14 protein-coding genes are annotated in these 13,570 nt (G+C 41.8%); 6 read left to right on the forward strand and 8 right to left on the reverse strand.

Going from position 1 to position 13,570, the window contains the following annotated elements:
- Positions 1-623: 623 nt before the first annotated feature.
- The 8 genes from CXF78_RS04380 to fkpA all read right to left on the reverse strand — a co-directional run bounded on the left by CXF78_RS04380 (position 624) and on the right by fkpA (position 7,449).
- Positions 624-1,394, reverse strand: coding sequence for an ABC transporter permease (locus CXF78_RS04380; protein ID WP_011638670.1), 771 nt, complete (start codon positions 1,392-1,394; stop codon positions 624-626).
- Positions 1,394-2,329, reverse strand: coding sequence for an ABC transporter ATP-binding protein (locus tag CXF78_RS04385; protein ID WP_011638671.1), 936 nt, complete (start codon positions 2,327-2,329; stop codon positions 1,394-1,396). The genes CXF78_RS04380 and CXF78_RS04385 overlap by 1 nt, the downstream gene beginning before the upstream one ends.
- A 150-nt stretch (positions 2,330-2,479) precedes the next feature.
- Positions 2,480-3,010, reverse strand: coding sequence for a hypoxanthine phosphoribosyltransferase (hpt, locus tag CXF78_RS04390; protein ID WP_011638672.1), 531 nt, complete (start codon positions 3,008-3,010; stop codon positions 2,480-2,482).
- Between the two features lie 7 nt (positions 3,011-3,017).
- The gene (locus CXF78_RS04395) at positions 3,018-3,677 is read right to left on the reverse strand and encodes a flavin prenyltransferase UbiX (RefSeq protein WP_011638673.1); all 660 of its coding nucleotides are present in this window, start codon (positions 3,675-3,677) and stop codon (positions 3,018-3,020) included.
- A gap of 26 nt (positions 3,678-3,703) precedes the next feature.
- The gene (gene mpl / locus CXF78_RS04400) at positions 3,704-5,143 is read right to left on the reverse strand and encodes a UDP-N-acetylmuramate:L-alanyl-gamma-D-glutamyl-meso-diaminopimelate ligase (protein ID WP_102036095.1); all 1,440 of its coding nucleotides are present in this window, start codon (positions 5,141-5,143) and stop codon (positions 3,704-3,706) included.
- 97 nt (positions 5,144-5,240) lie between these two features.
- Positions 5,241-5,543 (reverse strand): AzlD domain-containing protein, encoded by a 303-nt coding sequence (locus CXF78_RS04405; protein ID WP_011638675.1) that lies wholly within the window; start codon positions 5,541-5,543, stop codon positions 5,241-5,243.
- Entirely contained in the window at positions 5,540-6,400 is an 861-nt protein-coding gene (locus tag CXF78_RS04410; RefSeq protein ID WP_011638676.1) for an AzlC family ABC transporter permease, read from the reverse strand. Before CXF78_RS04410 ends, CXF78_RS04405 begins: the two co-directional genes overlap by 4 nt.
- Positions 6,401-6,696: 296 nt before the next feature.
- Positions 6,697-7,449: an FKBP-type peptidyl-prolyl cis-trans isomerase gene (gene fkpA, locus CXF78_RS04415; protein WP_011638677.1), complete on the reverse strand. Its 753-nt coding sequence runs from the start codon at positions 7,447-7,449 to the stop codon at positions 6,697-6,699.
- 168 nt (positions 7,450-7,617) lie between these two features.
- Here fkpA and CXF78_RS04420 point away from each other — a divergent pair, with 168 nt between their 5' ends.
- The 6 genes from CXF78_RS04420 to pepN form a co-directional block, all read left to right on the forward strand.
- Positions 7,618-8,586, forward strand: coding sequence for a WD40 repeat domain-containing protein (locus CXF78_RS04420; RefSeq protein ID WP_011638678.1), 969 nt, complete (start codon positions 7,618-7,620; stop codon positions 8,584-8,586).
- 35 nt (positions 8,587-8,621) lie between these two features.
- Entirely contained in the window at positions 8,622-8,834 is a 213-nt protein-coding gene (locus tag CXF78_RS04425; protein WP_011638679.1) for a SlyX family protein, read from the forward strand.
- 224 nt (positions 8,835-9,058) lie between these two features.
- Positions 9,059-9,571: a peptide deformylase gene (def, locus tag CXF78_RS04430; protein ID WP_102036096.1), complete on the forward strand. Its 513-nt coding sequence runs from the start codon at positions 9,059-9,061 to the stop codon at positions 9,569-9,571.
- Positions 9,565-10,935, forward strand: coding sequence for a COG3014 family protein (locus tag CXF78_RS04435; RefSeq protein WP_011638681.1), 1,371 nt, complete (start codon positions 9,565-9,567; stop codon positions 10,933-10,935). The genes def and CXF78_RS04435 overlap by 7 nt, the downstream gene beginning before the upstream one ends.
- Before the next feature lie 49 nt (positions 10,936-10,984).
- The gene (gene lpoB / locus CXF78_RS04440; RefSeq protein ID WP_174839654.1) at positions 10,985-11,578 is read left to right on the forward strand and encodes a penicillin-binding protein activator LpoB; all 594 of its coding nucleotides are present in this window, start codon (positions 10,985-10,987) and stop codon (positions 11,576-11,578) included.
- A 76-nt stretch (positions 11,579-11,654) separates the two neighbouring features.
- The coding region (pepN, locus tag CXF78_RS04445) for an aminopeptidase N (protein ID WP_102036097.1) at positions 11,655-13,570 on the forward strand (1,916 nt) is incomplete at its 3' end.

Here is a 13,570-nt window from a genome sequence, read left to right on the forward strand (position 1 = left end):
GTTAGATGAATTACCGCTATCATAATTTATCCACATAACCAAAATTGAATCAAAAAAACCAAAGTATTGATTTAAAGCAATTTTAATTGAACAATATAAAGCCTGAGTCATTGTGAGTTAAGCTGCTTTTTAAGGCGGAAATTGTTTTTTATTTGGCGGATGCTACGGCCACATTCATCAGTATAATTTATGTTATAGGAATTTGTTTTTTTTAGGTAATTAATTTTTGTACAATATTCCTACTAATTATATGTTCTGATTACAGCTTTTAAAGTGATTTTTGAGGTTTATCTGATATTCCATTAAATTTGTAGCCACTTTTTACTTATAAACTGAAGTAAACTAGAAGTGTTATGAATAAAAAATATCTTGACTAATGTAAACAAGAAACCATTAACAAGTGATTGAAAAAGGTTAATCTATACTGCTCAATAGCTTTTAGGCCATTCCGACTTAAAAACAACTGAAATCTTTACCCATGTTATAGGTTCTCGTTTTAGTCATGCCACTAGACCAATAGATCGATAGATCGATAGATAACGCCCACAAAAAAGGACTCTTGCGAGCCCTTTTACACGTAGATTGTGACAACCGATTTGTGAGCGGTTTAGCTATTGCAAGATCTAGCTACGCAACCCAATTCCACGCGATATCAAATAGTAAGCCAGAGTCCATAAGCTGACACAAAAACCAATCATAATAGCTATTGATAACGGTACGCTTAAGTCAGCAAAACCTAAAAATCCATAGCGGAATACGTTGATCATATATACCACAGGGTTTAAGGCTGATACGCCTTGCCAAAAAGATGGTAATAACGATAACGAGTAAAACACCCCACCTAAATAGGTTAACGGCGTGAGAATAAAGGTCGGAATAATACTGATGTCGTCAAAGCTTTTAGCAAATACCGCATTAATTAACCCGCCGAGTGAAAATAACACTGAGGTTAAAAACATGGTTAACACCACCAAGCCAACATGATGTAACGAGATATCAACAAACATCATCGCCACTGTGGTAACAATTAAACCAACACTTAACCCACGGGCGACGCCGCCGCCGACATAACCGGCTATCATCACGTAATGTGGCACTGGGGCAACCATGATTTCTTCAATGTTACGTTGAAACTTGGCGCTGTAAAACGATGAGGCCACATTAGAGTATGAACTAGTTATCACCGACATCATGATTAAACCTGGGGCGATAAACTCCATGTAGGTAACGCCGCCCATTTCACCAATGCGACTGCCGACTAAATTACCAAAAATTAAAAAATATAAAGTCATGGTTATGGCTGGCGGCACCAATGTTTGGATCCAAATACGGGTGAAGCGATTAATTTCTTTGGTTAAAATACTTTTAAAAGCCACAAAATACAGACTGTTCATTATTTTGACTCCTTGGCTTTTTCGACCAGTTCTACAAACAATTCTTCTAAGCGGTTGGCTTTGTTGCGCATTGACAACACTTCGATATTGGCGACGGTTAACTGGGTAAATAATTCATTAATGTTGTTCGATTTGGCCACATCCACTTCTAATGTGTGAGCGTCAGTTAAACGGCAATTCATGTTGCTCAATTGTGGTGCTACGTCGAGATCGTGTCGTAAATCGAAAATAAAGGTTTCAACATCTAGCTTGCTCAACAATGCCTTCATGGTGGTGCATTCCACCAGCAAACCGGTATCGATAATACCAATGGTGCGGCACAGCATTTCGGCTTCTTCAAGGTAGTGAGTGGTTAAAATAATAGTCACGCCTTGTTTGTTGATTTGTTTTAAAAATTCCCACATTGAACGACGCAGCTCAATGTCTACGCCAGCTGTTGGCTCATCTAAAATCAATAATTTAGGTTCGTGCATTAACGCGCGGGCAATCATTAAACGGCGTTTCATACCGCCAGACAGTTCGCGGGCTTGGGCGTGACGCTTTTGCCATAAATCAAGTTGGGTGAGATATTTTTCAGCGCGCTCTAATGCAACCGCTTTTGGTACGCCATAATAACCCGCTTGGTTAACGACTATTTGTTGCACGGTTTCGAACTGATTAAAGTTAAATTCTTGCGGCACTAACCCGATACATAACTTGGCATGTTCGAGCTGCTTATCAATATCAAAACCAAATACCGACACTGTTCCTGCGGTTTTCTGTACCAATGAGCTGATAATGCCGATAGTGGTAGATTTACCCGCACCATTGGGGCCAAGCAGGGCAAAAAAGTCACCTTGCTTTACCGTCAAACTGATCGACTTTACGGCTTCTACGCCACCTTTATAGGTTTTTTTAAGGTTTTCGATCACCAATGCATTGTTGGTGTTGCTCATTGTCATACCTCTAATCCATGAATTGCGAATCAAACATTTTCTAATACGTGCTTCTAAAGACGTAATGTAAATGAAAAAGACGCAGAAATATTTAGACACTTAAAACAAAACTCCCGCCTATAGCGGGAGTCTATCAATAAAAAGCCCCACTTAATCTAATGGCACTACTTTAGCGATGTAAGGCAAGTTGCGATACTGCTCTGCGTAGTCGATACCATAACCCACAATAAACTCGTCTGGGATGGTTATACCAATAAAGTCGACATAAACGTCTACTTCACGGCGTTCAGGTTTATCTAATAACGTACAAAGCGCTAGGCTTTTTGGCTCACGCAGCAATAACATCTCGCGCACTTTGTTTAAGGTGTTACCTGAGTCGATTAAGTCTTCAACGATTAATACGTCACGACCGGCGATGTCAGACTGTACATCTTTAAGCACTTTCACATCACGCGAGCTGTTCATGGTATTACCGTAGCTCGATACTGACATAAAATCGATTTCAACATGGCCTTTAATACGGCGACACAAATCGGCCATAAACACTACTGAACCTTTTAAAAGGCCAACCATTAATAAGCGTTCACTGTCGGCATAATGGGCATTAATACGTTCAGCTAATTGGTCTAGGGTTTTATTGATTTCTTGTTCAGAAATCATCATTTCAATGGTGTGCTTCATAAATCTCTCAATTGTCGATGTCGTGTGACTGAGTATGTCCATATCCCCAGCGACTCGTTAAGTCGTGTTCAATTCCCAAATGATCAAGTATTCGGGAAACCATGAAGTTTACCAGATCTTCTACTGATTTGGGATTATGATAAAAGCCTGGTGCCGCTGGCATGATGGTCGCGCCATTACGGGTTAGGCTTAACATATGCTCTAAGTGTATGGCACTAAAAGGAGTTTCCCGCGGAACAAGAATCAATTGCCCTCTTTCTTTTAATACTACATCTGCTGCTCTTTCGAGCAAATGATTACTCATACCCGTTGCAACAGCAGCCAATGTGCCTGTTGAGCATGGACAAATGACCATTTGTTTAGGCGCAGCGCTGCCAGATGCTGGCGGCGAAAACCATTCATCTTTGCCTAATACCACTAATTCACCTTTTAACGGTTCATCAACGTTATGCAGTTGTTCGAGTAATTGTGCTTTCGCTTTGTCTGGGTTCGCGCTTAATTGCAAACCGTGTTCTGTTGCTAACACCACCCGTGCGGCACTGGATATCATTAAAAACACTTGGTAATCGGCCGCAAGCAAACATTCAAGCAATTTAATGCCATAAGGCGCGCCAGATGCGCCCGTCCAGGCTAGGCTAATTGCTTTGGCTTTTTTGGCATAGGCCATGTTGTATCCTCTATCGGTTAAAGCCGTTACGCTAAAGCTTTAATCATTTTTTGGTGAATACCATTAAAACCACCATTACTCATGATAACTACGGTATCACCTTGATTTGCGGTAGCGGCAACTGCATTAATAATATCTTCAATGTTGTTAAACACAGTCACAGGGATTGGCGCATTAGCCATACTGGCTTTGATGTCCCAGTCAATATTGTCTGCTTGATATAAGTAGCCCACATCGGCTAATACCATCGAGTTGGCAAGAGTATCTTTATGTACTCCGCTTTTCATGGTGTTTGAGCGGGGCTCTAACACCACAATAATGTTGCCATTAGCATTGTCGCTGGAAGCTACTTTAGCTCGTAAGCCTTGTAAAGTAGTGGCAATAGCGGTGGGATGATGAGCAAAATCGTCATACACAGACACGCCATTTACGGTCGCTAATAGCTCTAAACGACGCTTTGGTGGACTAAATTGTGCTAACGCCTCAATAGCATGACTTGGCGCTACGCCCACATGACGAGCAGCCGCTATTGCCATTATGGCGTTTTCAATATTATGTTGACCTATTAATGACCAGTTTACTATCCCTTGCGACTCGCCCTTAAACAGTACTTCAAACTCATGACCATCGTCTGCAATAGTACGCGGCTGCCAAGCATTGGGTTCACCTTGGTTCGCTGAAACATTAACAGAATGCTCGGCTAAACCAGTGGTTAAGCTTGTGGCTTTAGAATAGATTTCTTGCTCGCTCCAACAGCCCATATCAATCACTTGTTGCACGGCTTCAACTTCGCGAGGCCAAATCACCTTGCCCTCGCCCGGCACAGTACGAATAACGTGATTAAACTGGCGTTGGATCGCCGCTAAGTCGGCAAAAATATCGGCATGATCAAATTCGAGATTATTGATCACTAAGGTGCGAGGATGGTAATGAACAAACTTAGAACGTTTATCAAAAAAGGCACTGTCGTATTCGTCGGCTTCTACTACAAAAAATACTGAGTTACCTAAACGAGCTGACACGCCAAAATTTTGCGGCACACCGCCAATTAAAAAACCTGGCTCGTAACCACAGTATTCTAAAACCCACGCTAGCATGCTGGAAGTAGAAGTTTTACCGTGTGTACCCGCTACAGCCAATACCCAACGGTCTTGCAAAATATGTTCAGATAAAAACTGCGGCCCAGATGTATATTTTATGCCGCGATTTAGTACCGCTTCTACACACGGGTTACCACGACTCATGGCGTTACCAATAACCACTAAGTCTGGTTGATTGTCGCCTTCTTTACCTAATTGAGCTGGATCAAAACCTTGGATTAACTCGATACCTTGTTGCTCAAGCTGGGTGCTCATCGGTGGATAAACGTTGGCATCACTGCCGGTCACCTTATGGCCCATTGCGCGGGCAAGTAGGGCTAAACCGCCCATAAAAGTGCCACAAATACCTAAAATGTGTACGTGCATACTTAACTCTAATTGATCCGTAATATGGCGGTTATTCTAATCTATTGTGCAACAGAATGTCAGTTAACAATGATTGAAATTAATCTAGGGTCTGTTGCTAATACAAAATAAAAAACAGTCCCATACTGAGTAAGGTTGTGAGCAAGGTATTGCGGGTAACATAAGCCAGCACTGTGGCCACCAGCGCACAAGTTAAATAAGGATTATGCACACTAATAGCTAGCTGGCCTTCTGGTGCAAATACAATAGGGGCTAATATGGCAGTTAATACCGCAGGTGCTGAATAGCTTAAAAACGTTAAGGTGTTTTTACTTAAGCGAATAGGCAATTTAGGTTCTAGCAATAAATGTCGGCTGACAAATACCACTGCCGCCATTGATAAAATAATCAACCAGGTCATACGTTTTTATCCTTATGCGCGGCTACCGAACGCGAAGTATCTGAATGCGCTGTAACCGAATGAGCGTGTTCTGAACTAGCACTGTCTGAATGATCATTCTTTGAATTAGAGGCGGCTGATACCTTACTGTCCTCATTGGTAAATTTAGCGTAGCCCATGCCTGCTGCCATACCCGATATTGCCGCAATTAACAGCCCTGCTTGGATCGCGAACACTGCGCACACCACTGCTAACGTAAGCGACACTAAAACGCAGACTAATATTGACGGCTTTTTTACTGTCGGTACTACTAAGGCGATAAATGTGGCGGCGATGGCAAAGTCGAGCCCAAGTTCGCCTAAATTATCGATAGACTGCCCTGCAACAATGCCGAGTAAGGTGGCAATATTCCAGCCGATATAAAAAGTTAGCCCACCACCCAAAGCGTACCAGCGATCAAACTGGTGTTGGATTGGTTTATCGCCATGGTGAGCTTGATTAGCAATAGCAAAGAGTTCATCTGTGAGTAAAAAACCCAGCCCTAAACGCCATTTTAGCGGCAACGGGCTAATATGAGTACGCATGGCCATGGCATACAATAAATGCCTTGAAGTAATTAGTAAGGTAGTTATCAGAATACTGCCGATACCAATACCAGCTTTTATCATGCCGAGCGCAACTAACTGGGCGCTGCCAGCAAAGATAATGGCCGACATCGCTTGGCTTTCAACGGCTGTAAGGCCAACTTCAAGGGCGAACGAGCCTGCTAAAATCCCCCAAGGGATGACTGCTATTGTTAGCGGCATAACGGCAAGCCCGCCCGCTAAAAATGATTTGGTTTTAGTGGTAGTCACACTGATAGATTCGGTTGCGCTCACATCATCTCCTTATTCTGCACTGTCATCTCCTTATGCTGCACTGATAACGCTAACGCGCTAAGTGACAAGAAGATTAGCTTAACGTGAATAAATGAATAAAGCCCCTGAAAATTGATCATTATGGAGAAATTTCAAGCGATGTTGTTGGTCGAGCACTTTAATCCATTAACGAAAAATGCTATTAACACCCAGTGCTAAAACGAAAAATGCCGCTCACGTTAAGTGAACGGCATTACGCTAAAGCGTCTTTTTAATATCTATTTATCAGTCATTTTACAACTGAAGCAATGTTGATATTACTTGGTTTCTACTGCTGCAGGCGTTTTCTCTACTGAAATCAATTCAACTTCAAAAACCAATGTTGAGTTAGCAGGAATAGTGCCAGTATCACGTTCGCCATAGGCTAATTCTGATGGGATAACAAACTTATACTTAGCGCCCACAGGCATTAACTGTACGCCTTCAGTCCAACCAGGAATAACACGGTTAAGTGGAAACTTAGCGGTTTCACCACGTGCGTATGAACTGTCAAATTCAGTGCCATCAGTTAACGTGCCACGGTAATGAACTTCAACAGTATCTTCTGCGGCAGGCTTGTCACCACTACCAGCTTCTAATACTTCATACTGTAAACCAGACTCAGTCGTGGTTACGCCTTCTTTGGCTTTATTGTCTTCTAAGAATTTTTTGCCATCTGCAATTGATTTAGCAGCTAAAGTTTCAGCTTGCTCTAAACGCTTATCGTTTAGTTTTTTATCTAGGTTTTGTAATACAGTCTGCATTTCTTCTTCAGTTAACTGCATTTCTTCGCCTAAGCCATCGCTAAAGCCTTTAATCACCATAGCGCGGTCAACAGCAAAGCCTAATTCTTCTTGCTCTTTAATGTGGCCAGACATGTACTTACCAATTGAACCACCAACACTATATGCTTCTTTTTGAACGTCAGTTGTTAATTCAACTTTCTTTTGAGCAACGTCTTGTTCTTGATTACACGCAGTAAGGCCAACAACGGCTAATGCAACTAACGATAATTTGTAAATAGATTTCATTAAAGCTTCCTCAGCATCCTATAGTGGTTACAATAACCTTAATACATTCAATCAATGAGATGTTTAAGTGGTCATGTTCTTTCGCCACTTTATACTAGTTAAAACGGTTATACCATTGGGTAAACCTTATATGACAAGGTTTAGGACAATAATTCAAGGAGCAAGTTCATGATACGCGTTCCAATGCTGTTTTTTTGGCCAACTTTAGTCTTAGTAAGCCTATTATCTGCATGCCAACCAACAGCAACTAAAGTTCAGGTCATCACTACCGATGCCAGTTACAGTGCAAGTCTGTCAAATGATGCAACCATTGCCTTGGTTAGCACGGCTCATAATGGCGTACAGGTATGGGATCTTACTGACTCAACGTTGTCTTACCAATGGCTCCAAGGCCAACAACAAAATACCAGTAACGTCATTGATACCGCCATATCAGCTAATAATCTGTATGCAGCAACCATTAGCAGCCACTCACTTGCGATATGGCGATTAACCGATGGTTCATCTGTTGGATGGTGGTCTTTGCCTTCTTATGCGCAAAGTGTCGCAATTGCTAATACAGGGCAAACCCTTGTTGGCTTAGTCGATGGATCTGTGATGTCATTGTCACCTGAAAAATCACGCTTAATTCAGTTTTTAGGCCATCATGAAAAAGTGAATAGTGTGTCCATTAGTGCCGATGGCAACACCGCATTGAGCGGCGGTAATGATGGTAAAGTATTACTTTGGCAAGCCCAAACCGGTCAACCATTACAACAATGGCAGCTAGCGTCCCGCATCACTAAAGTGGCGATTAACGATTCAGCGACTCTCAGTTTTGCAAGCGATATCACCGGAAATGCCACCCTGTGGCAGTCGGATACAGGTAATCCAATAAGTCATCTCGATATTAATCGACGCCAAATGAATTTTTCAAGTGCTCGCTTTGTGGATAATGACCAGCAATTGCTCACAGGTACCCCATCAAGAGAAATATTTTTATGGCAAATAGACACCGGTAAACGACTTTCTCGCTGGGAAGTTCAATTGAGTAAAAACACCCAAAACAAAGGCGCTGTAGTATACTCTGCCGCAATGATAGCGCCTGGCTCAATCGTCAGTATTAGCAGCCAAGGTTTAGTTGAATATTGGCAGTAATAACTCAGTAATAAATTAAGTAATAAGAGGTCAACATGGAAAGCGTTTTACAAAAGATTGATGATCTTGAAATGAAACTATCATTTCAAGATATCTCCATTGAAGAGTTAAACCAAGAAGTGATAAAACTCAATGCATTAGTTGCCAGACAGCAACAGCAAATGCTATTAATGGTCAATAAACTGCATTCTATTGAGCCAAGTAACATGGCGTCTTCTGCCGAAGAGACTCCGCCACCCCATTACTAAAGCCTTGCGACTATAAAACATATTTTAGGATATTTTGGCTGTCATCATATTCAGCTGATATTCAGCAAATATGATATAGACTGTCATTTAAACCAAGTGAATAGTCAGTACGATAGCATGAGACTATGCAAGCAATAACCTTGCTTGCCCATAACGATTTACACCATAAATTAGATTATTCTAGGTCGTCATCTAACGTAAATAACTAAGGACAGCCGTCACCTATGCAGCCAAAGCCACTACTCAGCATTGCTACCACAGGCGAACAGATACTGACTCAAATTGCTGAGCCAGTGACGGTGTTTGACGACGCATTACATACCTTAGCCGATAACATGCTCAGCACTATGCTGAATGCTAACGGGGTCGGTATTGCAGCAACGCAAGTATTCAGTAACGCTGCAATGTTTATCATGGCGTCAAATCCAAACGAACGTTATCCCGATGCGCCATCAATGCCTCCAATGATAGTCATAAACCCACAGATTCTATCGGCATCTGCCGCGACAGAAGCTGATGTAGAAGGTTGCTTATCCATTCCAGGTCAGCGGCTATCTATTGCGCGACACAGCGAAATAGAAGTTCAGTATCAATCGCTTGATGGTCAGTTACATCAACAAACATTAACGGGATTTGTTGCGCGTATTTTTCAACATGAATATGACCACCTGCAGGGTATTACTTTACTTGAACGGGTCAACATCATGACACCTCAGATACTGGTGCCACAATGTTAAGAACATTCTGTATTGGGTTGACTCTCAGTCTTGGCCTATCTGGTTGTGCCTTTAATAGTGTGTTTGTTAACTATCCATCGCAAATAGCGCCATACAAGCAACAACTCAATAGCGATTCACCAACAGCAAAAATCACTGATTTGGCCGACAATATTAGCGGCAATGATGGCTTACTTTACGCCCAAGAATCTGGGCGTATTATGCAGATTGCGGGTGACTTTACTGGCAGTAAAACCTATTACCAGCAAGCCATTGACGATTACCAGATTTTCGATGATAAAGCCATCGTGAGTGCGAGTAAGTTAGGCGCTGGGGCAAGCAGTATTTTACTCAACGATAATGCCATTCCTTACCGAGGCCCAGGTTATGAGCGCATTATGTTGCATCAATATCAGGCGTTTAATTATTTATTTAGTGGTGATGCTCAAGGGGCATTAGTAGAAGTTCGCCGCAGTAATGAACTGCAAAGCATGGAACAAGCACGCTATCAGAAATCACAAAAGTCAGTGCAAGACATGGCCAATGGCACCATTGACGCGCAAGTAGCCCAATTAAGCAAAGAAGCCGGCAATGTCACCAGTTCATTTCTAAACGCTTACAGCTATTACACTACTGGTTTGTTGCACGAACTCGCCAGCGAGCCTAATGATGCGTTTATTGATTACCGAAAAGCAGCACAAATTACCCCAGACAATGTGTATTTACAGCAAGATTTAGTCCGTTTAGCTAAACAACTGGGGATGCCTCAATACGACGAGTTTAAACGTCGCTGGGGAGAGGCGGTAATGCCTACACCCGATCAAGGCCAAGTTGTATTTATTATTGAACGTGATTTTGTACCAGAAAAACAGAGTATTACGGTACCTTTTCCACTTAACGGTAATATTCAATCAGCGTCATTAGCGACCTATCAGCCACAACGTCTGTTAATGAATAACAGCCAAATCCAAGGATTAGGCACGCCACTAACAGCACAAACCATTGCTAACATTGACGCGCTAGCAATTAATGCATTAAAAGAAGATTTACCCGCTGCGCTGTTTAGACAAGCAGCAAGAATTTATGCTAAATACCAAATGAATCGCAGTGTACAAAGCAGCAGCCAACGAGCCAACAATCAAGTAGATGCTGCTGCGATGGTAATGCAAATATTTAATGTTATCACCGAGCAAGCCGACCGTAGAAGTTGGTTAACCCTGCCTCGCCAGGCTCAAATTGCTCGACAATTTATCGATGCCGGCAGCTATAATGTTCGCTTAAATAGCAGCCAAAATGTAAATATTGACGTAAAACCAAACCGTACAACATTAATTTGGGCAATAGAGACTGGAAATCGTACCCGTTTTTATTCGATAATCATCTGATAGATGATAATTGCTTATCAACTGTCACTCATCACCAATGGAATTTACTATGAAAAATTTGAAACTGATATTTGTATTAGCTGCAGTAATGGGGCTGAGCGCCTGTCAATCTAAAGTAGAGTATGGTGACGCGACGGAAGTCGAAACCGTTAACGAAAACTTCGGTTCAACTGATCTGCAAGTCATCGCCGCAAAAATGGTCGACAGCATGATGGCATTCCCACCAGTTGTGGTAATGACACAGAGCAACCGCCCGATTGTATTTGTAGACAAAATTAAAAATAAAACTTCTGAGCATATTGATACAGAATCAGTGACCGACACCATTAGCAATAAGCTATTACGCTCTGGTAAGTTCCGTTTTATTGATATGACTAAGGTTGATACTGTACGTAAACAACTTGATTATCAAAACAATGCTGGCATGGTAGACCCATCTACGGCAATTAAATTTGGCCGTCAAATTGGTGCGCAATATATGCTTTATGGCAACTTATCCAGCATCGTTAAACAAGATGGCAGCACCAAAGATGTTTACTACAAAATGACCATGCGGTTAATGGATCTTGAAACTGGCCTAATTGAATGGTCAGATGAAAAAGAAATCCGTAAAATGAAATCAAAGTCTTTTTTAGGCTTATAAATCACTACTCATAGCACTAAAGCCGACATTGTTGTCGGCTTTTTCATACATCTAATAAAAAGTTAGGAACACTAACGTGAAATTGTTATCCACTGAATTGTTTAGTCCTCGGGTCATCAAAACCAGTCTCATTGCATTATGTTGTGCTAGCGTTGTTAGCTGTAGCAGCTCACTTTCAACAGCATCCTTACAACGGGATGGCTCTGCCTATATCAGCCAGGTGCAAGCACAAGCAAGATCCAGCGTAGTATCAAATGCACAATATGAACTGACTTTCTTTTTAAGTGAGCACAGTCAATTTAGTGCAAAGTCAATTGTCCACTTTGACTTAAGCAGCGTGCCAAAATCACTGACGCTTGACCTTAACAAAGCCAATATTAAGCAATTTATTGTTAACGGAACCAAGGTATACCCGAATTATAATGGCGCTTATATTGTGTTAAATCAAAGTCTATTGGTTGATGGCCACAACACTGTAGAAGTTGAATTTACTCGAGAACACAGCACCAATGGCGAAGGCTTACATCGTTTTGTCGACCCAGTAGACAGTAAAGTTTATTTGTATTCACATTTTGAACCAGCAGCCGCTCAACAAATGTTTGCAGTATTTGATCAACCGGATCTTAAAGCCAGTTATCAAATTAATGTTCATGCTCCCAAAGATTGGCAAGTAATCAGTGCCATGCGTGAAACCAATGTGGTTGACCAAGGCGATACTAATTTATGGACCTTCCCTACTACACCCAAATTAAGCCCATATAACTTCTCTATGCATGCTGGTCCATATCATGTTTGGGAAGATAACTCAGGCCGTTATCCAATGCGTTTATTTTCGCGTCAGTCTGTTGCCAACCAAGTCACCCCTCAAGATTGGTTTACCTATACCAAACAAGGTTTAGACTTTTTTGATCGCTACTTTGGCATTGCTTATCCGTTTAAAAAATACGACCAAGTATTGGTGCCAGACTTTTTATACGGCGCCATGGAAAACGCAGGAGCAATCACTTTTTCTGAAGACCGTTTCTTATTTAATGCCAAGATGACGGCCGAACAAAAAGAACGGTTAGCTGGCGTTATCATGCACGAAATGGCGCACCAATGGTTTGGCGACTTAGTCACCATGAAGTGGTGGAATGGCTTATGGTTAAATGAAAGCTTTGCCTCATTTATGGGCACCCTTGCTACGAGTGAAGCCACTGAATTTAGTCATGCATGGCGCACCTTTTATGCCTCTGGTAAACAAGCTGCATATCATCAAGACAGCTTAGTCACGACTCACCCAATTGAAGTGCCTGTGGCCACCAGCCAAAATGCCTTTGATAATATCGACGCCATTACTTATCAAAAAGGCGCATCGACTATCAAACAATTGCGTCATTTACTCGGCGAAGAAACCTTCCGCCGTGGAGTGAGCCAATATTTACAACAATACAGTTATCAAAATGCTGAGCTTAATGACTTTATCGACAGTCTAGCCAAAGCCAGTGGCCGTGATTTGTCTTTATGGACCAAAGAATGGTTGTACGCAGCGGGGGTGAATACCATCAAAGCTCAGTACACATGTCAGCGAGGTCAAATTGACTCATTTGGTTTAGTGCAAACATCTGATGATGAAGAACATCCAACACTACGTGAGCAACGAGTACAACTAGGGTTGTTCAATAAAACTCGATATGGACTAGAAAAACAACAAGTGATTGCAGTGACATACAAAGGCGCTTATACCGAGGTTGATGAGCTAATTGGCGAGGTTTGTCCTGATTTAGTTTATCCAAACTATGATGACTGGGGATTTGTGAAAGTAGCACTAGACTCTAGCTCATTTAACACCGCCAAACAGTCTCTAGGCCAAGTTACCGATCCGCTATTACGCTCTATGTTGTGGCAAAGCATGTGGGACAGCGTCATTGATGGTAATACATCATTGGATCAGTTTTTAAATATCGCGTTAATTAATGCGCCACTTGAAAAAGACTACACTATTTTAGGTCA

It is taken from the genome of Shewanella sp. 11B5, from assembly GCF_002836795.1.
GTDB classification, from domain to species: Bacteria; Pseudomonadota; Gammaproteobacteria; order Enterobacterales; family Shewanellaceae; genus Shewanella; species Shewanella frigidimarina.